Below are 22,779 nucleotides of genomic sequence, written 5' to 3' on the forward strand. Positions count from 1 at the left end.
TTATTCGTTGGTGACAGCAAGGACCTCTTCCACAGAGGTGAAGCCCAACTTTGCCTTGTTCAGACCAGATGCTCGGAGGGACCTGACCCCCTCGAGTTTGGCCTGTTCTGCGATTTCCAGGGCGCTGCCATCACGCAAGATAATGCGTTGAATATCTTCGGAGATGGGCATCACTTGATAGATGCCAACACGGCCTTTATACCCATTGTTGCAGGCGGAACAACCCACCGGACGATACGTCACCCAGGAGCCATCGAGGTCCTCTTCCGGGTACCCAGCTTCCACCAGAGCCTCATGCGGGATGTCTGCCGGTGCCTTGCATACGGGGCACAATCGGCGCGCAAGACGCTGTGCGGTGATCAATATCACGCTGGACGCGATGTTGAACGGCGCGATGCCCATATTGCGCATCCGTGTCAATGTGGTGGGCGCATCATTGGTGTGCAGTGTGGACAATACCAAGTGACCCGTCTGTGCAGCCTTGATGGAAATATCGGCAGTTTCCAGGTCACGAATTTCACCCACCATGATGATGTCCGGATCCTGGCGCAAGAAGGATTTCAGCGCGACTGCAAAGGTGAGGCCTGCCTTGTCATTGACATTCACCTGATTCACACCCGGAAGGTTGATTTCCGAAGGATCTTCTGCCGTGGCGATATTGACGCCCGGCTTGTTCAGCAGGTTCAAGCAGGTATAAAGCGAAACCGTTTTGCCGGAACCCGTAGGTCCCGTCACGAGAATCATCCCGTACGGGCGGCTGATCGCCTGCAGCAGGCGCTCCTTCTCTTCCGGCTCGTAGCCCAATGCATCAATACCCAGCTTCGCGCTGCTGGGGTCCAGGATACGGATCACGATCTTTTCGCCAAACAATGTCGGGAGCGTACTCACCCGAAAATCGATGACGCGGTCCGGCCCGACCTTGAGTTTCATTTTTCCATCTTGGGGCACGCGCTTTTCGGAGATGTCCAGCCGGGATATCACCTTGATGCGGGAGGCGAGCTTGTCCTTGATGGCGATCGGCGGCGAGGCAATCTCACGCAGCTCGCCATCGATGCGGAATCTCACGCGGTACTGATGTTCATACGGCTCGAAATGCAAGTCGGACGCACGCATGTTGAAGGCGTCCAGGAGCATCTTGTGCAAAAACTTGACAATGGGAGCATCTTCGACATCGCCGCCTGCGCCCGCGTCGTTGTTGTCGGGGGCTTCTTCGACTGCGACATCATCAAATTCAAAATCGCCGCCGGTGGAGTTCAGTGCATCCAGTGATTGGGTTGCAGATTTGCTGCTGGATTCCACCAATCGGCTGAGTTTGTCATACTCCGCAATAATCCAGTCCACCCCCATCTGGGTCGTGAACTTGATTTTCTCCGCAGCTTCCTGGTCCGTGGGGTCAGCAGTCGCAACAATAAGCCGGTTATTGCGTTTACTGAGAACGACGACCCGGTAAGCCTGACAAATCTTGGGATCGAGCAGTTCCTTGGGCAGGCGCAGGGGGTCGATGGCCTCCAAGTCCAGCAGGGGGGCGCCGAACACGGCGGACACCGTATGGGCCAAATCGGTGGCAGAGACTGCGCCAGAACCCGTCAGCTCGGCGATAAAGCTCGTCCGGCTGATTTGTGATTTTTTGTAAATATCCTCGGCCAGCTTTTGGGTCAGTTTGCCGGCAGAAATTAACGCCCGTCCCAGTCCAGGGAGGGCCACCGCAGAAGCTTCTTTGGGGGCAGTATCAACAGCGGCCATGTAACCGGGGATGTGTTAGGTTTGGAAAAGAAACCATCCTATCATCGCCGATCGTGTACGGGGTGTACAGCGCCGGGTATTGGCAACAGCGCCACACAATGGGCGCTCATTCCCAAATCAAAAATGGTGGTCGGGGTGAGAGGATTCGAACCTCCGGCCTCTACGTCCCGAACGTAGCGCTCTACCAGGCTAAGCTACACCCCGTACGGCCTGCCGTGTGCAGGCGCGTGTTGATCCCTCAATGCCGCCGTGCCAGCAATTGTGCCGCCAATTCCAGCAGTCCGGACGTGTAGGCGTTGCCAGGCAGCTGCTCGGCGGCGGCGATGGCGCGCCGTGCCTCTGCGAACGCGGCGGCGCGGGTGACGTCCAGGGCGCCAGTCTCCCGCACGATCTGCACCACCTCTGCCAGTCGTTCGGTCGATCCTTCCTCGATCGCCGTGCGCACGACTTGGGCCTGCTCGGCCGAGCCGCGCTGCATGGCAGCGATGAGGGGCAGCGTGGATTTTCCCTCGCGCAGGTCGTCTCCCAGATTCTTGCCCATCTCCTCGGCGTCGCCGTCGTAGTCGAGCACATCGTCGATGATCTGGAACGCGGTTCCCAGCGCCTGCCCGTAGGTGGCGCACGCCTCTTCGATGGCGGGGGGGCTGTCGGCCAGCACGGCGCCCAGACGGGCGCTGGCCTCGAACAGCTTGGCGGTCTTGGAGCGGATGACCCGCAGGTAGCCTGCTTCATCGAGCGACGCGTCGTGCATGTTCATCAACTGCAGCACTTCGCCCTCGGCGATCACATTGGTGGCCTCGGAGAGGATCTCCATGATGCGCATGCTGCCGGCCTCGACCATCATCTGGAAGGAGCGCGTGTGCAGGAAATCGCCCACCAGCACGCTGGCGGGGTTGCCGAAAGTCTCGTTCGCAGTGGGGCGGCCCCGGCGCAGGGTGGATGCGTCCACGACATCGTCATGCAGCAGTGTCGCGGTGTGGATGAGCTCCACCACGGCGGCAAGGCTGTGGCGATGGCCGCCGCGGTAGCCGAGTGCGCCGCACACCATGAGCAGTAGCGCAGGCCGCAGGCGCTTGCCTCCGGCCGCAATGATGTACTGGGAGATCTGGGCCACCAGGGGGACGCTGGACGTCAGTCGCTGGCCGATGACCTTGTCGACCTCGTGCATGTCTTGTGCAACGAGCAGGAGGGGGGAGGCTGCAGAGGCGGTGTTGTCAGTCAAGATGGTGGCCACAGAAAGTGCCCGGATTATAGGAAGGACGCGGGGTGCCTCTGGGCGGGGTGCGGCGTGCCGGATACCGACGAAGCGCAGGGGCTGGCGCTTTTGGGTGCAGTGCGCTATACTCGCTGGCTCTGCGGAAATCCGTCTGCAGAACTCATATCAAGAGGTCATCATGTACGCGGTCATAAAAACCGGCGGCAAGCAGTATCGCGTTGCTTCCGGCGAAAAAATTAAAGTAGAACAGATTGCTGCGGACGTAGGCCAGGAGATCGTGATCGACCAGGTTCTGGCTGTCGGCAACGGCGCTGAACTCAAGGTTGGCACACCCCTGGTGTCCGGCGCAACCGTGGTAGCCACTGTCGTGGCCCACGGCAAGCACGACAAGGTTCGCATCTTCAAGATGCGCCGTCGCAAGCACTATCAGAAGCGCCAAGGCCATCGCCAGCAGTTCACGGAACTGCAAATCGGTGCGATCGCTGGTTAATCCAAGGAGCTAAGTCATGGCACAGAAAAAAGGCGGCGGCTCTACGCGAAACGGGCGTGACTCCAAGCCAAAGATGCTGGGTGTCAAGGCCTATGGCGGTGAACTGATCAGCGCTGGTTCCATCATCGTGCGCCAACGCGGCACGCGTTTCCACCCCGGCACCAATGTCGGCGTGGGCAAGGACCACACGTTGTTCGCTCTGGTCGACGGTCACGTGTCGTTCGGCACCAAGGGCGCAATGTCCAAGCAAACGGTCAATGTGACTGCTGCTGCCTGAGGCTCTCCTCTGGCAACCATCGAAGCCCCGCCTGGTCGGGGCTTTGTTATTTGGTCTGTACGATAGCGGCCTGACGCTGGCTGCTACCGCAGGCCGCACCTGAATGGGGTGCCTTTGCCGCAAGGCAAACACGGCAGGCCGATGGGGTCTGCCGGCGCCGCCTCCTTCTGTAAACTGGATATCCCATGAAGTTCGTCGACGAAGCCTTTATTGACATTGCTGCCGGTGATGGCGGCAATGGCTGCGTGTCTTTCCGGCACGAGAAATACAAGGAATTCGGCGGCCCCAACGGCGGCGACGGCGGACGTGGGGGCCATGTGTTCGCCGTGGCGGACCCGAACCTCAACACCCTGGTGGACTACCGCTACTCGCGCCGGCACGAAGCCAAGCGCGGCGAGCACGGCATGGGCTCCGACATGTTCGGTGCCGCAGGCTCCGACATCACCTTGAAGATGCCAGTCGGCACCATCATCACCGATGCCGAAACGGGTGAGGTGCTCTACGAGCTGCTCAATCCGGGCGACGTGATCACGATTGCCAAGGGCGGCGACGGCGGCTTTGGCAACCTGCGCTTCAAGAGTGCCATCAACCGCGCGCCGCGGCAAAAGACGCCCGGCTGGCCCGGCGAAAAGAAGAACCTCAAGCTCGAATTGAAGGTGCTCGCCGATGTGGGTTTGTTGGGTATGCCCAACGCCGGCAAGTCGACGTTCATCACGGCGGTCTCCAATGCGCGGCCCAAGATCGCCGACTATCCCTTCACCACGCTGCACCCCAACCTGGGTGTGGTGCGCGTGGGCCCGGAGCAAAGCTTCGTGGTCGCCGACATTCCGGGCCTGATCGAAGGCGCCTCCGAAGGTGCGGGCCTGGGGCACCAGTTCCTGCGCCATCTGCAGCGCACCCGCCTGCTGCTGCACATCGTGGACCTGGCGCCTTTCGACGATGCGGTCGACCCGGTGGCGCAGGCCAAGGCGATCGTGAACGAACTCAAGAAGTACGACCAGAAGCTCTACAACAAGCCGCGCTGGCTGGTGCTGAACAAGCTGGACATGGTGCCTGCAGAGGAGCGCGAAGCCCGGGTGAAGGACTTCGTCAAGCGCTTCAAGTGGAAGGGGCCGGTGTTCGAGATTTCGGCCCTGACGCGCGAGGGTTGCGAGCCGCTGATCCATGCGATCTTCCGTCACGTGCAGTCCGAGCAGCGCATCGAGAACGAGCCGGTGGAAGTCGATCCACGCTTTGCGGGCGACGCCCCGCAGTAAATCTCAAGAAAGCGCGGCAACGCGCATTCGAGCGTCAGCTTTTGGGTTGCTATCTATTTCATAGCTTCTGCCGCTTGCAGGACAGGCGGTAGAGGCCAAAAACACAATGAAAAATGGTCTCCAGCGTATTGCGTGATGCCCGCCGTATCGTGGTCAAGGTCGGCTCCAGCCTTGTGACCAACGAAGGCCGTGGCCTGGACGAGGCTGCGATTGGCGAATGGAGCCGGCAGCTGGCAGCCCTGGTGCGGGGTGATGGCGGTGCGCCGCGCGAGGTCATCATGGTCTCCAGCGGCGCCATTGCCGAGGGCATGAAGCGCCTGGGCTGGACCACGCGGCCGCACGAGGTGCACGAGCTGCAGGCGGCCGCCGCCGTCGGGCAGATGGGCCTGGCGCAGATGTACGAGACCAAGCTGCGCGAGCAGGGCATGGGCAGCGCACAGGTGCTGCTCACCCACGCCGACCTGGCCGACAGAGAGCGGTACCTGAACGCCCGGTCCACCCTGCTGACGCTGCTGCGCCTGGGTGTGGTGCCCGTCATCAACGAGAACGACACGGTCGTCAACGACGAGATCAAGTTCGGCGACAACGACACCCTGGGTGCGCTGGTGGCCAACCTGGTCGAGGCCGACGCCCTGATCATCCTCACCGACCAGAAGGGCCTGTACACCGCCGACCCGCGCCGCGACCCTGCGGCGCAGTTCGTGCACGAGGCCAAGGCGGGGGACCTGGCGCTGGAGGCCATGGCCGGCGGCGCGGGCTCCAGCATCGGCCGGGGCGGAATGATCACCAAGATCCTCGCGGCCAAGCGCGCGGCGGGCTCGGGGGCCTCCACCGTCATCGCCTGGGGCCGCGAGCCCGACGTGCTGGTGCGCCTGGTCAGCGGCGATGCCCTGGGCACGCTGCTGGTGGCCCAGACGCAAAAGAAGCAGGCCCGCAAGCAATGGATGGCCGACCACTTGCAGATGCGCGGCGCCGTGGTAGTGGACGCCGGTGCGGCTACCAAGGTGCGCGACGAGGGCAAGAGCCTGCTGCCCATCGGCATGGTGTCGGTGGAAGGCCACTTCTCGCGCGGCGATGTCATTGCCGTACGCGACGCGTCTGGCGTGGAGATCGCCCGGGGCCTGGCCAACTACGCGGCCGCCGAAGCGCGCCTGCTGTGCCGCAAGCCGTCGAGCGAGTTCGAAAAGCTGCTGGGCTATGTGGCCGAAGCGGAAATGGTGCACCGGGACAACCTGGTGCTGGCGGCCACGCAGCCCGCTCGCTGATTTTGACTTTCAGCGGCGCGGTGGCCCCGATCGGACAGAGGGCCCCGGTGGTTTCCAACCGTGTGGGACTTCGCATGGGCGCTGGCACTGAGGTCCAGAGATCCTGCGGTCCGAGGTGTTGCGAACCCTCCAGTAAAAAATGCCTGCATGGATGGACATGCAGGCATTTTTTTCTTTCCGCGGACCGGCGCACCGACAGCACCCGGTCGCGCAGCAATCACCCTTTCAACGCGGTGCCGTCGTCACCGGACCTGGCGGCAGCGCATCCAACTCCGCCGGCATGCTGTTTTGCGGGTCCGGATCGAAACTGGCCCCAGGTGGCAGTTCCATGCCCGGGTTCAGCAGCATCGAACCGGTGCGGAACATCGCCCCCGCATGCTCGCCCTCGCGGGTGCGCATGCCGCTGCGCAGGTAGCGGTTGCGCTGTTCGTGGCGCGGCAGGTAGCGGGCCAGTTCCGTCAGCGCCATTTCGTAGACGCCGCGTTTGAACTCGACCACCACATCCAGTGGCACCCAATAGTCGTTCCAGCGCCAGGCGTCGAACTCCGGGTGGTTGGTCGCACGCAGGTTCAAGTCCCAGTCGTGGCCCATCAGTTGCAGCAGGTACCAGATTTGTTTCTGCCCTTTGTAGTGTCCGCGCGCATCGCGGCGTATGTACCGGTCAGGCACCTCGTAGCGCAACCAGTCCCGGGTGCGGGCCACCACGCGCACGTGATTGGGCAATAATCCCACCTCTTCATGCAGTTCTCGAAACATGGCCTGCTCGGGGGTTTCGCCCCGGTCAATGCCGCCCTGCGGGAACTGCCAGCTGTGGGTGCGTATGCGCTTGCCCCAGAACACCTGGTTCTTCTGGTTGAGCAGGATGATGCCGACGTTCGGCCGAAAGCCGTCCCGGTCAAGCATAATCAAACCCCAATTTTTAAACTGTGTCCATTATGCACGGCGCCTAGCGTGCGGCAAGTGGGCTGCTCCCTTCTGCCCGAAATCGATCCCGATGAAAGCCTCCCAGTTCTTTATTTCCACCTTGAAGGAAGCTCCGGCGGATGCCGAAGTGGTCAGCCACAAGCTCATGACGCGGGCGGGCATGATCAAGAAGCTCGGCGCGGGTATCTACAACTACATGCCGATGGGCCTGCGGGTGATCCGCAAGGTCGAGGCGATCGTGCGCGAAGAGATGAACCGCGCGGGCGCTGTGGAGCTGACCATGCCCGTGGTGCAGCCCGCCGAGTTCTGGCAGGAGACGGGCCGGTTCGAGAAGATGGGCCCCGAGCTGCTGCGCATCCAGGACCGCCATGGCCGGGACTTCGTCGTGCAGCCCACCAGCGAAGAAGTGGTCACTGACATCGCTCGCCAGGAGCTCAAGAGCTACAAGCAGCTGCCCAAGAATTTCTACCAGATCCAGACCAAGTTCCGCGATGAGCGCCGTCCACGCTTCGGCCTGATGCGCGGGCGTGAATTCATCATGAAGGACGCCTACAGCTTCGACAAGGACCAGACGGCCGCCAAGGCCAGCTACCAGGTCATGGCCAAGGCCTACCGCCAGATCTTCGACCGCTTCGGGCTGACCTACCGCGCCGTGGCGGCCGACAGCGGCGCCATCGGGGGCGACCTGTCCGAAGAGTTCCAGGTGATCGCTGCCACCGGCGAAGACGCCATCGTCTACTGCCCCGCCAGCGACTACGCCGCCAACATGGAAAAGGCCGAGGCGCTGGCGCCTGCCGGTCCCCGCCCCGCGCCTGCCAAGGCAATGGAAAAGACGCCCACGCCCGGCAAGGCCACCTGCGCCGACGTGGCGGAGCTGCTGGGTGTGCCGCTCAAGACCACGGTGAAGTCGCTGGTGCTGGCCACCGACGAAACCAACGAGGCCGGCGAGATCGCCCGGAGCCAGGTCTGGCTGCTGCTGCTGCGCGGCGACCACGACATGAACGAGATCAAGGTCTCCAAGGTGCCGGGGCTCGATGCGAACTTCCGCTTTGCCACCCTCACCGAGATCGAAGAGCACTTCGGCTGCAAGCCCGGCTACCTGGGCCCCATCGGCCTGAAGAAGCCCCTGAAGATCGTGGCAGACCGGGAAGTCGCCGTCATGGCCGACTGGATCTGCGGCGCCAACGAAGTGGACTTCCACATCACCGGCGTCAACTGGGGCCGCGACCTGCCCGAGCCCGACGCCATCGCCGACATCCGCAACGTCGTGGCGGGCGACCTGTCGCCCGACGGCAAGGGCGAGCTGGCCATCGAGCGCGGCATCGAGGTGGGCCACGTGTTCTACCTGGGCACCAAGTACAGCAAGGGCATGAACGCCACGTTCCTGGGCGACGACGGCAAGCCTGCATTCTTCGAGATGGGCTGCTACGGCATCGGCGTCACGCGCCTGCCCGCGGCGGCCATCGAGCAGAACCACGACGAGCGCGGCATCATCTGGCCCGACGCGATTGCGCCGTTCACCCTGGTCATCTGCCCCGTGGGCATGGACCGCAGCGAGCCGGTCAAGGCCGCTGCCGAGCAGCTCTATGCCGACCTGCTGGCCGCCGGTGTGGACGTGATCCTGGACGACCGCGGCGAGCGCCCCGGCGCCATGTTCGCCGACTGGGAGCTGATCGGTGTGCCGCACCGCGTGACCATCGGGGACAAGAGCCTCAAGGAAGGCGTGGTCGAGTACCAGCACCGCCGCGACACGGCGGCCACCAAGGTGGCTGTGGCAGACATACTGGCCCACGTGAAGGGCCGCATGGCGCCATGAGCCCGCGCTGGGTTGTAGGTGCTGATGACGGCCTGCGCACGCCTGCAGAAGGGCTGTTGTCGCGAGGCGTGTCCCAGGACGTTTCTCAAAACATGCCGCAGGGTGTGCCGCAAGGTGTTTCGCGCCGTGGCTGGCTGCTGGCGGCCTCTTCCCTGGCGGCGCCTGCGGGCTGGCTGGCGGCACCGCAGGCAGCGCATGCGGGCGGGCAGCTGGAAGAGCCGCTCATGGACTCGGTGCGCACGGCGCTCAGCTCCGCCATCGCCAACCAGGCGCCCCCCGAGCCCGAGTTCTTCTCCACCGAGGCGCGCATCCACTACCTGCGCTGGCTCGGCACCATGAGCGACCGGCTGCGCCGCCGCAAGCCCGAGTGGGAAATCCGCCGCGACTTCCTGCAGACCGTCTGGTACGAGTCCAAGCGCGCGGGCCTGGATGTGTCGCTGGTCCTCGGCCTGGTGCAGGTCGAGAGCGCGTTTCGCAAGTTCGCCGTGTCCAGCGTGGGCGCACGCGGCTACATGCAGGTGATGCCGTTCTGGACGCGCGTGATCGGCGACGGCGATGCCGGCAAGCTGTTCCACATGCAGACCAACCTGCGCTTTGGCTGCGTGATCCTGCGCCACTACATCGACCGCGAGCGCGGCGACCTGTTCATGGCGCTGGGGCGCTACAACGGCAGCCGCGGACGCTCGCCGTACCCGGACGCGGTGTTCGGCGCGCAGCGCAACTGGCTGTTCGGCGAAAAGCCGCAGCTGCCTGCGGGTTGAGCCGGTATGGACGGTGGCCGACCGTGGGGTCGGCTTGTCGGACGGAAGGGGCGTTGACGGCGGGCATGGGCGGCAGACGCGCCACCACCTGTTTGCTATGTTATTCATAGCTGCTGGCGCTCATCTATCAAGCGACTGTGGCCGATTTTGTATCCCATCGGACCTCGCCACGGCAGGACTGCGCAGGGCAGGCCAGAACTACCTCACCACCGCCGTCGATCCGCCCTCGGCCTTTGCCAAGGCCGGCGTGGCCACCGGCGCCGCCAAGCCGGCATCGGCCTGCGGCACGCCGAGGCGCGACACCATCACTTGGTCGATGCGGTAGCTGTCCACGTCCAGCACCTCGAACTTGTAGCCGCCCCAGCTCACGCTGTCGGTACGGCGCGGCACGCGGCGCAGCATCACCATCAAAAAGCCGGCCAGCGTCTCGTATTCGTCGGCATGGGGCAGCTCGTCGAGCGACAGGGCGTGCAGCACGTCCTGCACCGGCGTCACGCCGTCGATGAGCCACGAGTTCTCATCGCGGCGCACGATCTGCTCCTCGTCCGCCGGGCCCACCACCAGGTCGCCCATCACCGTGCTCATCACGTCGTTGAGGGTGACCACGCCCACCACCAGGCTGTACTCATTCACGATCAGCGCGAAATCCTCGTGCACCTGGCGGAATTGCTCCAGCACCTCGGACAGCGTGAGCCGGTCGGGCACGATGAGTACCTTGCGCACCAGGCTGTCGTCCGCCAGCGAGATGGGCTGGTTGTTCAGCACGCGCTGGAACAGGTCCTTCGCGTCCACATAGCCCACCACATGGTCGATGTCGCCCTCGCACACCGGGTAGGTCGAAAACGGCTCGGCCGCAATGCGCAGGCGGATGACGGAGTCGGGTTCGTCGCGCAGAAAGAACGCGATGCGGTCGCGCGGCGACATGGCGCTCGAGACCATGCGGGTATCGAGCTCGAACACGTTGGTGATGACCTGCTGCTCGCGCGCCGCCAGCACCCCCGCGCGGGCGCCGGCTTCCATCATGGCCAGGATGTCGTCGGAGGTGATGCGGTCGTCCCGCAGCGACGACAGGCCCAGCACCCGAAACAGCGCATCCGCGCTGCGGCTGTAGAGCCACACCACCGGGCGCAGTAGCGTCATGCACCACGCCATGGGCTGCGCCAGGCGCACCACCATGCGCTCGGGCTCGGCCATGCCCAGGCGCTTGGGGAACAGGTCGGCGAACAGGATGAACAGTGAGGTGATGATCGCGAACGACGCGAGAAAGCCCGTGGTCTGGGCCGTCTTGTCCGACAGCCACAGCTCGAACAGTGCGGTGAAGTGGGGGCTCAGCGCCCCTTCGCCGACGATACCGCCCAGGATGGCCACCGCGTTCTGCCCCACCTGCACCACCGTGAAGTAGTCGCCCGGCTGCTCCTGCATGCGCAGCACGCGGTCCGCCCGCGAGTCGCCCTCGTCCGCCATCTGCCGCAGGCGCAGCCGGCGTGCGGCCGCCAGCGAAATTTCGGCCATGGAAAAGAAGGCGCTGGCTGCAATCAGCAGCCCGATCACGAAGAGGCTTTGGGACAGGGTCATGGGAGGCAAGGGTGGCGCACGGCGCGGCGCTGCGGCCATCCGAGTGTATCTGCGCGCCCTGCAGCCGAAAACCCGGATTCGCGCACACACGGCGCGCGCGCGGGTCCGTGCACACCCTCACGCACGTGCCTGCAGCCGCGCGACCCTGCCGCGCGCTCACAGCGCCTTCACCGCCCCCGCCCGCTACTGCATGAACCCGATGCGGTTGCGTGCGGCGGCGGCCCGGGGCATGTCGGCGACCTCCACCGTGGAGCGGCGGTCCAGCCGGGCATTGCCAAAGCCGGTCATCAGCGCGCGCCGCATCTCCCGCGGCGGCATCTGGGCCAGGTGGTCCAGCACGTCGGCCTGCGGTTCGGGGTCCAGCAGCCGGCCCCAGTCGTGGCCGCTGCGGATGCCGGTGTACAGCGTGTGCGCGATGGCGCGCGCCTGCTCCAGCGTGGGGGCCTCCACCTCGAACACGTTCATGCGGTTCAGGATGGGGTCCGGGATGCCGCGCGTGTCGTTGGCGGTGGTGATCCAGATCACCTGGCTGGCGTCGATGGCCACCTCGGCGAACTCGTCGGTGAAGCTCTGGGCCGTGTCGTGCTCCAGCAGGCTGTACAGCGCGCCCAGCGGGTCGTATTGCGCGTCCGTCGCGGCCTTGTCGATCTCGTCCACCACGATGACGGGGTTGGCGTACTCGCCCTCCACCAGGGCCTCGAACACCTTGCCGGGGCGGGCGCCCTTCCACTGCGCGGACGAGCCCGACAGCAGCCAGCCTGCGGTCATGGAGCTCATCGGCAGCAGGTTCATGCCCGTGCCCAGCAGCGCGGCCAGGTGCCGCGCAAAGTGCGTCTTGCCGATGCCGGGCGGGCCCAGCAGCAGCATGGGCGTGACCTCCAGGCCGTCGCTGCTGTCCTGCGCCAGCGCAACGTGGCGCCGCACGTCGTCCAGCACTTCGGTGAAGTTGGGCAACTGCTCGTACAGGCTGGCCATGTCGGGCACGCCCGACGGCTTGACCTGAAAGCGCTCCGGCCCGCGCTCCAGCATGCGTTCGTACACGGTGCGCAGGGTTTCGTATTCGCGCTGGTTACCGGACTCCTGCAGCCGTGCAAGCTTGCGCTCGACGTCGCCGGGGTGGAACACATTGCGCATCTGGGCCACCGGCAAGCGCAGGGCGGGTGGCTGGGGAACAAGGCTATGGCTGGTCATTGCATGCTCCTTCGTGATGTGGGTCACGCAATCATTCAAGCACACAACATGCCCGCCGGAGCACCGGATAAGCCCCTGATCGGTGCGCTTGTTACCAGCGCTGTTGTAGCCGCGCAAAACCGGTCTGACCCGAAGCTGTTGGGCACAAAGCAAAAGGCCGCCCGAAGGCGGCCTGTGCCGGCATGCGTGAAGGCATGCGATTGGGGACCATTACGGCCATTACGGCCCGGGTGCCCGGTGCGGCGCGGTGGCGTCAGCCCTCGGTGCCCAGCACCTGCTTGAGTTCGCCCGACTCGTACATCTCCATCATGATGTCCGAGCCGCCGATGAACTCGCCCTTGACGTACAGCTGCGGGATGGTGGGCCAGTTGCTGTATTCCTTGATGCCCTGGCGGATTTCCTCGTCTTCCAGCACGTTCACCGTGACGAGGCTCTTGGTGTCCACGCCGCTGGCTTTGAGGATCTGGATGGCCCGACCGGAGAAGCCGCACATGGGGAAGCTGGCGTTGCCCTTCATGAAGAGCAGGATGTCGCTGGATTTGACGAGGGCGTCGATGCGTTGTTGGGTGTCGCTCATGGGATGTCCAAGATAGGTCAGGCGCGGAAGGCTACAGATTATCTCTTTTCTCTGTGTCCGTCAGGGCCGTGGGGTCAGCCGAATAGCTGTTTGAGTTCTTTTTCCAGTCGCTCGATGGTGGCCGTCTCTGCCTCGGCCTTTTTGGACAGGGCGTTGACTTTGTCCAGCATGGCCTGACTCTTCGCCTCGATCTGCATGCCGGAGATGGACAGTTGCTGGGGGTTGTTTTCCACCAGCGCGAGCAGATCCAGGACGATGTTCATCATGCGTTGCATGGGTGGCAGCATCTCCAGGGTGATGCGTGCCTGAGTGCTCACCAGCCGGTCGTACACTGGGTCGTAGACTTTTTTGAGATCTTCCGGCTGCTTCAGGGCGGCTTTCGCTTCGTTTGCCTTTTTCAATTCGGCCTCGAGATTCGCCTGGGCCAGGGGAATTTCCACCAGGGCCTGCTTTACCGACTCGCGCTTGTCGCGGTACCCAGACAGCGTGCGAACAAACTGGAGTTCGCGCATGCTTTTCAGCATGACCTTGTCGTTCGTCGCCTGATTGAAGTTGGTGATGATCTCGTAGTGCGCCGCGTAGCCACCCAGTTCCTTGCGCAGCTTGTCGTTGAGCAGTGGCATGGAGCGGCGCGATTTCCCCAGCACTTCGGTTTGCAGGAAGGCAATGAATGCCTTGCGCTCTTTCGGTTCGGCACTGCAGCCGGTCAGCAGCAGGCCACTGCCCAGGGCCAGGGCCCCCAGGCGTGTGAGGGTTTGGCGGCGAGAAAAGACGGTGTGTGACATGGCGGGCAATGGCTAGGCGGTGATCCGGTGCAGACGCGTTCAGGCCGCAGCACCGGTGGCCGATAGGGTGAGTGGTTTCAGATATTTACGAGATCGAGCAGCGCCATCCGCAGGCGTATGGGGCGGCGGTCAGCGAAGGCCTTGGCCTGCGGCCTGCTCTCCCTCCCAGGAGTCAGGCGCTGCGCAACGGCACGCGATTATTCTGTGCGCCGTTGCCCAATCGGCTGCGATCCCGGTAACAGTTGTTGCCAACTGATGACCGTATGTAAGCGCAGCGGGCGTCGCAACGTTCCGACGTCGCGCTGCACGCTCAGCGGCAACCGCCCGTGCAGCGGGCAATCCCCGCGAGGTCGTTGCGGCTTTGCACTTGGCCAAAGCCTTGGTCAGTCAGCAGCGCGCGCACCGCCTCGGCCTGGTCATACCCATGCTCCAGCAGCAGCCACCCCCCTGCCACGAGATGCGCTGGCGCCTGGGCGACGATGGTGCGGATGTCCTCCAGCCCGTCCGCGCCGCTGGCCAGGGCCTGCAAAGGCTCGTGGGTCAGGGCAGCCAGGTGCGGGTCTTGCGCTGCGATGTAGGGCGGGTTGGAGACGATGGCGTCGAACACCACGCTGTCCAGGCCGGCCATCCAGTTGCCCTGCCGGAAGTGCACGGGCAGACCCAGCCGGGTGGCGTTGGCCTGCGCCACGGCCAGGGCGTCGCTGCTGGCGTCCACCGCCAGCACCTGGGCGGTGGGGCGCTGGCTTTGCAGGGCCAGGGCGATGGCGCCGCTGCCGGTGCCCAGGTCCGCCAGGCGCGGGGCGGGCAGGGGGGCGATCAGCTCCAGGGCCCAGTCCACCAGCGTTTCGGTGTCGGGGCGCGGGTCCAGCACCCGGGCGTCCACCTGCAGCGCCAGGCCGTAGAACTCCTTGCGGCCCGTCAGGTAGGCCACTGGCTCGCCCGCCACGCGGCGCTGGCACAGGGCGATGAATTGCGCCTGCACGGCGTCATCGAGCCCATCGGTGTCGTGCGCCAGCAGCCAGGCGCGGCCGGCATCGGGGCGGCCCAGCGCGTGCAGCAGCAGCAGTTGGGCGTCGATGCGAGCCAGGCCCAGGGTGTGGGCTTGGGCCAGGGCCTGGGCCAGGGTGGGTGTGTTCACGATGGTGTTGATCGATGCTGGCGACGGAAAGCTATTCGGGCTGGACTTTTCAACGCAAACTGGCCGTTCGGGCTGAGCCTGTCGAAGCCTCGCGCCGCGCTTGGACAAGCTCAGCGGAACGGATGGATGAAGAAGGATGCAGAGCGTGGAATCCCATCCAGGCAGAGTGTCTGGATGCGTGTCGATCAGACAGCACTCAGCTCCAGCTCTTCCAGTTGCTCGGCTTCGCGCGCATGGGCCAGGGCCTGCAGCACGTCGGCCAGGTCGCCTTCCATCACGTACAGCAGCTTGTACAGCGTGAGGTTGATGCGGTGGTCCGTCAGCCGCCCCTGCGGAAAGTTGTACGTGCGGATGCGGTCGCTGCGGTCGCCGCTGCCGATCAGGCCCTTGCGCAGCGCGGCCTCCTTGGCGGCGCGCTCGCTGCGGTCCTTTTCTTGAATCCGCGCCTGCAGCACCTGCAGCGCCTTGGCCTTGTTGGCGTGCTGGCTGCGGCCGTCCTGGCACTCGGCCACGATGCCGGTGGGCAAGTGCACCACGCGCACGGCCGAATCCGTCTTGTTGATGTGCTGGCCGCCCGCGCCCGATGCGCGGAAGGTGTCGATGCGCAGGTCGGCCGGGTTGAGCTTGATGGCCTCGTGCTCGTCCGGCTCGGGCATCACGGCCACGGTGCAGGCGCTGGTGTGGATGCGGCCCTGCGTTTCGGTGGCGGGCACGCGCTGCACGCGGTGGCCGCCGGATTCGAACTTGAGCGCGCCGTATACGTGGTCCCCCTCGATGCGCAACACGATCTCCTTGTAGCCGCCCAGCTCGGCCGCGTTCTCGCTCACCACCTCCACCTTCCAGCCCACGTTGGCGGCGTAGCGGGTGTACATGCGCGTGAGGTCGCCCGCGAACAGGGCCGACTCGTCGCCGCCCGTGCCCGCGCGGATTTCGACGAAGGCGTTGCGCGCGTCGTCCGGGTCCTTGGGCAACAGCAGGCGCTGCAGTTCGTCTGCGAGTTGCAGCAGTTCGGCTTCGGCCCCGGTGATTTCTTCCTGCGCCATCTCGGCCATGTCGGGGTCGGCCAGCATCTCGCGTGCGCCGGCCAGGTCGGCCTCGCGCTGCTGGTAGCGGGCGTAGCGGCCGGCGATCTGCGTGACTTCGGCATGCTCGCGCGAGATGGTGCGGTACTGCGCCATGTCGCTCATGATGTCCTCGCGCGAGAGCAGGAAGTCGAGTTCGCCCAGGCGCTGCGCGTAGCGCTCCAGCTGGCTTCGGAGAAAGGGTTTCATGCGAGGAAAGTAAAAATGGGTTTGCTACTGATTTTGTAGCTGCGGGCGATTGTCTATCAAGCGCTGAGGGCCGATTGGACTTGCAATCGGGGCGGGCTGTGCAGCGGGCGAGCGCCGCTACAACCCGTGCGGCGGCTTGGCTTGCGAGCGCAGGAACAGGCGCGAGACGGTCTGGGCCGTCTGGGCGCGCACCTCGGCGTCACCCGCCCGCAGCTCGGCCAGGGTGCCGTGCAGCATCTTTTGCGTGAGGCCGCGCGACAGCGCCTCCAGCACGGCGTCCACGTCCTCGCCCTTGGCCAGCAGCCTCTTGGCGCGTGCGATCTCCAGCGCGCGCCATTCGTCGGTCTGGGCGTTGAGCTGCTGGATCAGCGGCACCACGCCACCGGCCTCGCCCACGGGGCTGCGCAGCTCCATCCAGTGCATGAAGCTCTGCACGCCCGCGTCGATGATGGCCTCGGCCTGCGCCACGGCGGCCTGGCGGTTGGCCTGCGCCGTCTGCACCACGCTGGCCAGGTCGTCCACGGTGTACAGGTACACGTCGCCCAGGGCCTTGACCTCGGGCTCGATGTCGCGCGGCACGGCCAGGTCGACCATGAACATGGGGCGGTGGCGGCGCTTCTTGAGGGCGCGCTCCACGGCGCCCAGGCCGATGATGGGCAGGCTGCTGGCAGTGCAGCTGATGACGGCGTCGAACTCGTGCAGGCGCTCGGGCAGGTCGGCCAGGCGCATCACCTCGCCGCCGAAGCGGGTGGCGAGCTTTTCGCCGCGCTCCAGAGTGCGATTGGCAATGGCGATCTGCTTGGGGTTCTTGGCCGCGAAGTGCGTGGCGCACAGCTCGATCATCTCGCCCGCGCCCACGAACAGCACGCGGATCTTGGAGAGGTCTTCGAACAGCTGGCTGGCCAGCCGCACCGACGCGGCCGCCATGCTGATGCTGTGCGCGCCGATCTCGGTGCTGGTGCGCACCTCCTTCGCGACGGCAAAGCTGCGCTGGAACAGCTGGTTGAGCGTGGTGCCCAACGCGCCGGCGGTTTCGGCGGCGCGCACGGCGTCCTTCATCTGGCCCAGGATCTGCGCCTCGCCCAGCACCATCGAGTCGAGCCCGCTGGCCACGCGGAAGGCGTGGCGCGCGACCAGGCTGTCTTCCAGCGTGTAGGAGTGCGATCGCAGCAGCGCGGGGCTCACGCCGCCGCTTTGCGCCAGCCAGCCCAGCGTGTGGTCCAGCGCCGGGCCGGGCGTGGAGGTGGGGGCGGCGCAATAAATTTCGGTGCGGTTGCAGGTGGAGATGATGGCGGTCTCGACCCCCGGATGGCGGCTCGTGCCGCCCAGCGACTGGCGCAGGCCCTGCAGCGTGGGCTCGATCTGGTCGAGCGCGAACGCGAACCGGCCGCGCAGGTCGAGGGGCGCGGTGGTGTGGTTGATCCCGAGGGCCCAGACTGCCATAGCCGCCAATTATAAAATTGTTGGCTGGTGTAAGCAGCCTTGCTTGCCAAAGCCTTGATTTGGGTCAATTCCATGGGTCCCCTCGACATCTTCAACCACACGCTCAACTTCATGGCCCCGGCCGCTGCCGTGGCCCTGCTGCTGGTGCTGTGCGGCCGCCTGTTCGGTGCCAAGGGGACGGTGGCCATGGCCGGATGGCGCCAGTTCGCTGTTGTTTTCGGGGTCGGCCTCGTGGTGCTGGGCGGCGGCCTGCTGGTGTGGGGCCGCGACGGAAAAATGCTGACCTATGCCGCGCTGGTGGTGGGTTGCGCGACCACGCAGTGGGTGCTGCTGCGCGGTTGGCGCTAAGGGCGCTCGCTTGGGGGCGCGGTCAGCCCAGCCTGTGCCGTGTCTGCAGCAGTCCCAGGCCCAGTGCGATGAAGGTTGCGCCCACGAAGCGGTTGAACAGCTTGGCGTGCGCCACGACGTGGCCCTTCACCAGCGCGATCAGCGCCACGTAGAACGCGTGCGACACCAGCGCCCAGATGGCGAAAGTCGTGGTCAACAGCAGGTACTGCATCCACAGCGGCTCGCCGGGCACGATGAACTGCGGAAACAGGGCCGAGAAGAACAGGATGGCCTTGGGGTTGGTCAGCGACACGCCCAGGCCTTGTGCCAGCAGTTGCCAGTTCTTGCGCTCTCGCCGCTCCACAGGCGCCATGCCCGCATCGTTGCCGATCAGCGGGTCCTTGCTGCGCCAGCGCTTGATACCCAGCCAGATCAGGTACATCGCACCGACCACTTTCATGACCAGAAACGCATCCGCCGACAGGCTCAGAATGGTCCCCATGCCGATCATCGCCAGCCCCGAGACGGCGAAGATCCCGATCACGCTGCCCAGTGAGCTGAACACCGTCCGCCTTGGCCCGACGTCGACCGAGTTCGATACCGCCAGCAGCACGGCCGGGCCGGGCGTAAAACACATCAGCAGCGAGACGCCGCAAAACAGGAGCCAGTGGGCGAAGGTCATGGTGAGGGTGTTTCAGTGGCTGCGGACAGAGCGGTTTTTGGGGACGAGCGGGCAGCCCTTGCAACGGGTCGCTTGCGGGTAACACCCCGTGCCAGCCCCTGAAAGCCAGCCTAAGCTGCAAGCTTTCTGTTCAGCAATCCCAATAAGGAGATCTTCGCATGCGCCTGCGCACCTGCCTGGCTGTCGCCGCCCTGGCCTTTTTGTCGTCCGCAGCCGCCCTGGCCCAGGGCTTCCCGTCCAAGCCGATCCGCATCGTGGTGGGCTTTCCGGCCGGCGGGCCCCTCGACCAGCACGCGCGGTTGCTCACCGACAAGCTGCAGGCCGTGCTGGGCCAGCCGGTGCTGGTCGACTACAAGGCTGGCGCGGGCGGCACGGTGGGCGCGCAGGACGTGATGAAGGCCCCGCCGGACGGCCACACGCTCATGCTGGCCAACACCGGCGTGATGGTGATCAACCCGGCGCTGTACAGCCGCCTGCCGTACGCCACGCTCAAGGACTTCACGCCCATCGCGCGCACCGCCATGCAGCCGCTGGCGCTGCTGGTCAACACCAACGTGCCCGCCAAGAACCTGCAGGAGTTCATGGCGTACGCCAAGTCGCGCCCGGGGCAGGTCAACTTCGGCTCGGCGGGCAATGGCGGCATCAGCCACCTGGTGCCCGAGATGTTCAAGACCGCCACGGGCCTCTTCATGGTGCACATCCCCTACCGCGGAAGCGCACCGGCGTTCACCGACCTGATCGGCGGCCAGGTGCAGTTCATGGCAGAGAGCATTCCGCAGGCCGCGTCGTACCACAAGCAGGGCAAGGTGCGCGCCCTGGCCGTGACCAGCCGCGAGCGCAACCCCGCGCTGCCCGAGGTGCCCACGGTGATCGAAAGCGGCATCAAGGGCTTCGAGGTCGTGGGCTTCTACGGCTTTCTCGCCCCGGCCGGTACGCCCAAGGACGTGGTGGCCAAGCTCAGCGACGCGTTCGGCCAGGTGATGCAGTCGCCGGACGTGAAGAACCGCATGGTGAGCCAGGGCGCCGACCCGGCATTTTTGGGCTCGGAGGACTTTGCGAAGTTCCTGGCGAGTGAAATGCCGCGCTGGGCGGATGCGGTGAAGAAGTCCGGGGCGAAGCTGGATTAGGCAGAGGCCGTGGGGTCGTGCGTCCGCATCCCCATCCCCATCCCCATCCCCATCCGTTCACGCTGAGCCTGTCGAAGCGCAGCACCAAGCCTCAGCCAAACCCAGCTCTCCCAGCGTGTGATGTGGATGAATAAAAGCCTTCTACCGCGCACCCAGCAAGCGCAATTAGCTATGAATAACGTAGCACCTACCCCGGCGCACCCTGCTGCGGCTGCGGCACGCTGACCGTCGACAACGGGCCCGCAGCCGCCACCGGCGCATACGGCGCCACTGCCGTCGTGGCCGGTGGCGACAGCGCCAGCCCTGCGTCGCGCAGCGCGGCGAGGATGGTGAACAGCAGATCGCTGCGCACGCCGCCCGCGTTGCGCGGGTTGCTCACATAGCCGATGGCCAGAAAGGTCAGCGTGCCGTTCAGGATGCCTTCGAGCTGCACGATGGGCTCGGGGTTGTCCAGCACGCCCTCGTGCTCTTCAAAGGCTTTGAGGATCAGGTCGCGCATGCGCGCGGCGTCCGTGTCCAGCGGGGCGGGCAGGCGCAGCAGCACCCGGCCCGGCGCGCCGGCCAGCGTCATGTTGCGCACGGTCTTGGTGATGAACTCCGAGTTGGGCACGATGACGGTGGAGCGGTCGCCCAGCTGGATCTCGGTGGCGCGCACGTTCACGCGGCGCACGTCGCCTTCGGTCTCGCCCAGCACCACCCAGTCGCCCACCTTCACCGGCCGCTCGGCCAGCAGGATCAGGCCCGAGATGAAGTTCTGCACGATGGCCTGCAGGCCGAAGCCGATGCCCACCGACAGCGCGCTGGCCACCCACGCGATGCGCTCCACGCTGATGCCCAGGCCCGCCAGCGCCACAGCGATCACCAGCACGCCGCCCACGTAGCCCAGCAGCGTGACGATGGAGCTGCGCATGCCCGGCTCGAGCGAGGTGTTGGGAAAGTAGCGGTCGCTCAGCCACCGCTTGAGCACGCGGATCATCACCAGCCCCGCCACCACCACCGCCAGCGCGGTCAGCAGCGCCTGCGGCGCCAGCGTGATGTCGCCCACCTTGAGGCTGTGGTCCACGGTGCTGCCCCGGCGAAAGACCTCGTCCAGCCCGGTGCCGAACGGCGCCATCAGCGCGATCACCATGTAGAAGAACAGCGCCACGCGCAGCACGCCCGACACCAGCACGGAGGCTTGGTCGAGAAGCTTGGCATCGAGCCCCAGGCCCTTGTGCAGCCGCTCGCCGAAGCCGCCCTTGGACGACAGCACGGCCTCGCACACGTCGTCCGCCAGCTGGAACAGGAGGTAGGTGGTGGCGAACACCACGCCCGTCCACAGCATCTGCCGCGTGAGCGTGCCGGCCAGCGCGACGTAGCCGAACACCACCAGCAGCACCGTGGCCAGCGTGGCCACGCCCGCCGCCGCCACCAGCAGGCCGACCCAGATCGGGCGCGGGGGCGCGTCGGCAGAGGCTGCGCTCGGGGCGCCGTCTGCCGCGGGGCCGCCGTCCTGCTGCGCCGCATCGGCCGCCACAGGCCCGCCGGGGCTGGCGCGCAGGTGGCGCAGCGCCAGGGCCACGATGGCCGAGAGCAGCAGCGCCGTGGCCGCGTGCACGGAGACCTCGGCCGCCAGACTGGCGCCCACGATGCCGTTGATCTCGTTCACCACGCCGCTGGCCGATGCCACGATGGCCACCGACCAGGGGTAGGGGCTCAGCCGCCGCGCCAGCTCGTCCGACAGGCCCGGCAGGCGCCAGGAGCTGCGCTTGCGCGCCAGCAACGCATGCCCCAGCCCGACGATGAAGGCCGCGAACACCGCCTGCCGCACGGTGGCCTGCGCCAGCGCCCGCAGGCGGTCGTTGAAGTTGCCGTCCACCTCCAGCCCCGTCCAGGCCAGCTGCGCCGCCATGCCGATGATGAGCACATAGACCAGCACCGAGGTCGATGCCAGCAGCGAGCGGCGCAGCCGCCCCGCCGGCAGCCGCGCGGGCGCCAGGCGCACCAGCACGCGCTCGGCCAGCCAGGTGCCGGCCACGGCCAGCAGCACGGCGCCGATGAGGCTCAGCCAGAAGACCGAGCGGTGGTCCGGGGCCAGGGCCACGGCGGTCGCGTCGCGCAGGTCGTTGCCCAGCAGCTGCAGCCGGGCCAGGTCGCCGGGCGCGGCGTTGCGCAGCGCGCGCCAGAAGGTGCTGCCCAGCGGTGAATCGGTGCGCGTGGTCAGGGCGGCCTGGAACTGCTCGCGCCGCTGGCGCAGCAGCTCGGTGCCGCGCTGCTCGGCATCCACGCTGATGAGGCGCGCGAGCTTGAGATCACCGTCCACCACCGCGCGCTGCTTGCCCAGGCTGGCGCGTTGCTCGGCCACGTCCGGGGCGTCGGGCGTGGCGCCTTTCTCGGGCGCGGGGCCCAGGCCCGACAGGCGCGAGTCGATGTCGGCCAGCTCTTCGGTGCGGCGGGTGGTCAATTGCTCCGCCGCCTTGCCGATGGCGTTGACGTCGGACAGCAGCTTGCGCCCGTCGTCCTCTTCGCCCAGCTTTTGCGGTATGGCGTCGAGCTGCCGGCGCAGTTCGTCCACCGTGGGCAGCGGTACCTCTGCCGCGGCCGGTTTGCTGGCGGTGGTGGCGGCCGCGGGGGCGGCTTTGGTCTGTCCCTGCGCGTTGGCGGTGGTGGCGGCAGTGCCCATCGCGCCCGCCAGGCACAGCATGGCGATCAGGCGGGGCAGGCACCAGCGCCAGACAGCGGCCCGGCGTTGGTGGGCGGGTGACGCGCCGTGCGGCCGCGTCGGCTCGGCGGCCGTCGTCGTCGTCGTCATCGTCGTCATCGTCGCGGTGGGGTGTGGGGTGGTGGCAGCGGCAGCGCGCGGGCGAAGGGTGGCCGCAGCGGCACGGCGCAGGAAAAGCAGTGGCATCCGCCGATTGTCGGCGGCAGGCGGTGCA

At 66.0% G+C, this 22,779-nt stretch carries 20 protein-coding genes and 1 tRNA gene; 8 read left to right on the forward strand and 13 right to left on the reverse strand.

Translation table 11 applies throughout. The annotated features are described in order from the left end of the window. The 3 genes from pilB to ACIGHN_RS05360 all read right to left on the reverse strand — a co-directional run bounded on the left by pilB (position 1) and on the right by ACIGHN_RS05360 (position 2,911). A complete protein-coding gene (gene pilB / locus ACIGHN_RS05350; protein ID WP_056415480.1) occupies positions 1–1,743 on the reverse strand; it encodes a type IV-A pilus assembly ATPase PilB in 1,743 nt (580 codons plus the stop codon). A gap of 127 nt (positions 1,744–1,870) precedes the next feature. Beyond that, a tRNA-Pro gene (locus ACIGHN_RS05355) sits at positions 1,871–1,947 on the reverse strand. A 34-nt stretch (positions 1,948–1,981) separates the two neighbouring features. Beyond that, positions 1,982–2,911 carry a polyprenyl synthetase family protein gene (locus ACIGHN_RS05360; protein WP_056416325.1) on the reverse strand — a complete coding sequence of 310 codons (930 nt, stop codon included), beginning with the start codon at positions 2,909–2,911 and terminating at the stop codon, positions 1,982–1,984. A gap of 226 nt (positions 2,912–3,137) precedes the next feature. On the opposite strand from ACIGHN_RS05360, the gene rplU reads away from it, so the two are divergent. The 4 genes from rplU (at position 3,138) to proB (ending at position 6,247) form a co-directional block, all read left to right on the forward strand. Beyond that, positions 3,138–3,449 (forward strand): 50S ribosomal protein L21, encoded by a 312-nt coding sequence (rplU, locus tag ACIGHN_RS05365; protein ID WP_056162434.1) that lies wholly within the window; start codon positions 3,138–3,140, stop codon positions 3,447–3,449. Positions 3,450–3,465: 16 nt separating this feature from the next. Further along, entirely contained in the window at positions 3,466–3,726 is a 261-nt protein-coding gene (rpmA, locus tag ACIGHN_RS05370) for a 50S ribosomal protein L27 (RefSeq protein WP_056415482.1), read from the forward strand. Between the two features lie 185 nt (positions 3,727–3,911). Beyond that, complete coding sequence (gene cgtA / locus ACIGHN_RS05375) at positions 3,912–4,982, forward strand: Obg family GTPase CgtA (RefSeq protein WP_396503533.1); 1,071 nt, start codon at positions 3,912–3,914, stop codon at positions 4,980–4,982. A 113-nt stretch (positions 4,983–5,095) separates the two neighbouring features. Further along, positions 5,096–6,247, forward strand: coding sequence for a glutamate 5-kinase (gene proB, locus ACIGHN_RS05380; RefSeq protein ID WP_396503534.1), 1,152 nt, complete (start codon positions 5,096–5,098; stop codon positions 6,245–6,247). Positions 6,248–6,472: 225 nt separating this feature from the next. On the opposite strand, the gene ACIGHN_RS05385 is transcribed toward proB, so the two are convergent. Beyond that, positions 6,473–7,150 (reverse strand): RNA pyrophosphohydrolase, encoded by a 678-nt coding sequence (locus tag ACIGHN_RS05385; RefSeq protein WP_056161269.1) that lies wholly within the window; start codon positions 7,148–7,150, stop codon positions 6,473–6,475. A 91-nt stretch (positions 7,151–7,241) separates the two neighbouring features. Here ACIGHN_RS05385 and ACIGHN_RS05390 point away from each other — a divergent pair, with 91 nt between their 5' ends. After that, positions 7,242–8,987, forward strand: a complete 1,746-nt coding sequence (locus ACIGHN_RS05390) for a proline--tRNA ligase (RefSeq protein ID WP_396503535.1) — start codon at positions 7,242–7,244, stop codon at positions 8,985–8,987. 92 nt (positions 8,988–9,079) lie between these two features. Continuing rightward, positions 9,080–9,748, forward strand: coding sequence for a lytic transglycosylase domain-containing protein (locus tag ACIGHN_RS05395; protein ID WP_056415492.1), 669 nt, complete (start codon positions 9,080–9,082; stop codon positions 9,746–9,748). A 198-nt stretch (positions 9,749–9,946) separates the two neighbouring features. Here the strand turns inward: ACIGHN_RS05395 and ACIGHN_RS05400 are convergent, their stop codons facing one another. The 7 genes from ACIGHN_RS05400 to hemA all read right to left on the reverse strand — a co-directional run bounded on the left by ACIGHN_RS05400 (position 9,947) and on the right by hemA (position 17,728). Then, positions 9,947–11,323 (reverse strand): hemolysin family protein, encoded by a 1,377-nt coding sequence (locus ACIGHN_RS05400; RefSeq protein WP_396503536.1) that lies wholly within the window; start codon positions 11,321–11,323, stop codon positions 9,947–9,949. A gap of 183 nt (positions 11,324–11,506) precedes the next feature. Further along, positions 11,507–12,514, reverse strand: a complete 1,008-nt coding sequence (locus ACIGHN_RS05405; RefSeq protein ID WP_056415496.1) for an AAA family ATPase — start codon at positions 12,512–12,514, stop codon at positions 11,507–11,509. 253 nt (positions 12,515–12,767) lie between these two features. Continuing rightward, positions 12,768–13,091: a Grx4 family monothiol glutaredoxin gene (gene grxD / locus ACIGHN_RS05410; RefSeq protein ID WP_056415501.1), complete on the reverse strand. Its 324-nt coding sequence runs from the start codon at positions 13,089–13,091 to the stop codon at positions 12,768–12,770. Between the two features lie 74 nt (positions 13,092–13,165). Further along, positions 13,166–13,876 carry a DUF3053 family protein gene (locus ACIGHN_RS05415; protein ID WP_396503537.1) on the reverse strand — a complete coding sequence of 237 codons (711 nt, stop codon included), beginning with the start codon at positions 13,874–13,876 and terminating at the stop codon, positions 13,166–13,168. A gap of 310 nt (positions 13,877–14,186) precedes the next feature. Continuing rightward, positions 14,187–15,014 (reverse strand): peptide chain release factor N(5)-glutamine methyltransferase, encoded by an 828-nt coding sequence (gene prmC, locus ACIGHN_RS05420; protein ID WP_396503538.1) that lies wholly within the window; start codon positions 15,012–15,014, stop codon positions 14,187–14,189. 185 nt (positions 15,015–15,199) lie between these two features. After that, positions 15,200–16,285, reverse strand: coding sequence for a peptide chain release factor 1 (prfA, locus tag ACIGHN_RS05425; RefSeq protein ID WP_396503539.1), 1,086 nt, complete (start codon positions 16,283–16,285; stop codon positions 15,200–15,202). Between the two features lie 117 nt (positions 16,286–16,402). Next, a complete protein-coding gene (gene hemA / locus ACIGHN_RS05430) occupies positions 16,403–17,728 on the reverse strand; it encodes a glutamyl-tRNA reductase (protein WP_396503540.1) in 1,326 nt (441 codons plus the stop codon). 72 nt (positions 17,729–17,800) lie between these two features. Between hemA and ACIGHN_RS05435 the strand changes: the two genes are divergently transcribed. Further along, positions 17,801–18,076, forward strand: a complete 276-nt coding sequence (locus ACIGHN_RS05435) for a hypothetical protein (protein ID WP_396503541.1) — start codon at positions 17,801–17,803, stop codon at positions 18,074–18,076. A gap of 22 nt (positions 18,077–18,098) precedes the next feature. On the opposite strand, the gene ACIGHN_RS05440 is transcribed toward ACIGHN_RS05435, so the two are convergent. Next, complete coding sequence (locus tag ACIGHN_RS05440; RefSeq protein ID WP_396503542.1) at positions 18,099–18,737, reverse strand: LysE family translocator; 639 nt, start codon at positions 18,735–18,737, stop codon at positions 18,099–18,101. A 158-nt stretch (positions 18,738–18,895) separates the two neighbouring features. Between ACIGHN_RS05440 and ACIGHN_RS05445 the strand changes: the two genes are divergently transcribed. Then, positions 18,896–19,864 (forward strand): tripartite tricarboxylate transporter substrate binding protein, encoded by a 969-nt coding sequence (locus ACIGHN_RS05445; RefSeq protein ID WP_056161293.1) that lies wholly within the window; start codon positions 18,896–18,898, stop codon positions 19,862–19,864. 187 nt (positions 19,865–20,051) lie between these two features. Here ACIGHN_RS05445 and ACIGHN_RS05450 read toward each other — a convergent pair whose 3' ends face one another. Next, a complete protein-coding gene (locus ACIGHN_RS05450) occupies positions 20,052–22,547 on the reverse strand; it encodes a DUF3772 domain-containing protein (protein WP_396503599.1) in 2,496 nt (831 codons plus the stop codon). Between the last annotated feature and the right edge of the window lie 232 nt (positions 22,548–22,779).

The sequence above is a fragment of the Acidovorax sp. NPDC077693 genome, assembly GCF_044542805.1.
Taxonomy (GTDB): domain Bacteria; phylum Pseudomonadota; class Gammaproteobacteria; order Burkholderiales; family Burkholderiaceae_C; genus Acidovorax.

Excerpts from the sequence above, each read along its gene's own strand:
- pilB (WP_056415480.1), bottom strand. The coding sequence starts at position 1,743 with ATGGCCGCTGTTGATACTGCCCCCAAAGAAGCTTCTGCGGTGGCCCTC.
- ACIGHN_RS05360 (WP_056416325.1), bottom strand. The coding sequence starts at position 2,911 with ATGCACGAGGTCGACAAGGTCATCGGCCAGCGACTGACGTCCAGCGTC.
- rplU (WP_056162434.1), top strand. The coding sequence starts at position 3,138 with ATGTACGCGGTCATAAAAACCGGCGGCAAGCAGTATCGCGTTGCTTCC.
- rpmA (WP_056415482.1), top strand. The coding sequence starts at position 3,466 with ATGGCACAGAAAAAAGGCGGCGGCTCTACGCGAAACGGGCGTGACTCC.
- cgtA (WP_396503533.1), top strand. The coding sequence starts at position 3,912 with ATGAAGTTCGTCGACGAAGCCTTTATTGACATTGCTGCCGGTGATGGC.
- proB (WP_396503534.1), top strand. The coding sequence starts at position 5,096 with ATGGTCTCCAGCGTATTGCGTGATGCCCGCCGTATCGTGGTCAAGGTC.
- ACIGHN_RS05385 (WP_056161269.1), bottom strand. The coding sequence starts at position 7,150 with ATGCTTGACCGGGACGGCTTTCGGCCGAACGTCGGCATCATCCTGCTC.
- ACIGHN_RS05390 (WP_396503535.1), top strand. The coding sequence starts at position 7,242 with ATGAAAGCCTCCCAGTTCTTTATTTCCACCTTGAAGGAAGCTCCGGCG.
- ACIGHN_RS05395 (WP_056415492.1), top strand. The coding sequence starts at position 9,080 with ATGCCGCAGGGTGTGCCGCAAGGTGTTTCGCGCCGTGGCTGGCTGCTG.
- ACIGHN_RS05400 (WP_396503536.1), bottom strand. The coding sequence starts at position 11,323 with ATGACCCTGTCCCAAAGCCTCTTCGTGATCGGGCTGCTGATTGCAGCC.
- ACIGHN_RS05405 (WP_056415496.1), bottom strand. The coding sequence starts at position 12,514 with ATGACCAGCCATAGCCTTGTTCCCCAGCCACCCGCCCTGCGCTTGCCG.
- grxD (WP_056415501.1), bottom strand. The coding sequence starts at position 13,091 with ATGAGCGACACCCAACAACGCATCGACGCCCTCGTCAAATCCAGCGAC.
- ACIGHN_RS05415 (WP_396503537.1), bottom strand. The coding sequence starts at position 13,876 with ATGTCACACACCGTCTTTTCTCGCCGCCAAACCCTCACACGCCTGGGG.
- prfA (WP_396503539.1), bottom strand. The coding sequence starts at position 16,285 with ATGAAACCCTTTCTCCGAAGCCAGCTGGAGCGCTACGCGCAGCGCCTG.
- hemA (WP_396503540.1), bottom strand. The coding sequence starts at position 17,728 with ATGGCAGTCTGGGCCCTCGGGATCAACCACACCACCGCGCCCCTCGAC.
- ACIGHN_RS05435 (WP_396503541.1), top strand. The coding sequence starts at position 17,801 with ATGGGTCCCCTCGACATCTTCAACCACACGCTCAACTTCATGGCCCCG.
- ACIGHN_RS05440 (WP_396503542.1), bottom strand. The coding sequence starts at position 18,737 with ATGACCTTCGCCCACTGGCTCCTGTTTTGCGGCGTCTCGCTGCTGATG.
- ACIGHN_RS05445 (WP_056161293.1), top strand. The coding sequence starts at position 18,896 with ATGCGCCTGCGCACCTGCCTGGCTGTCGCCGCCCTGGCCTTTTTGTCG.
- ACIGHN_RS05450 (WP_396503599.1), bottom strand. The coding sequence starts at position 22,547 with ATGCTGTGCCTGGCGGGCGCGATGGGCACTGCCGCCACCACCGCCAAC.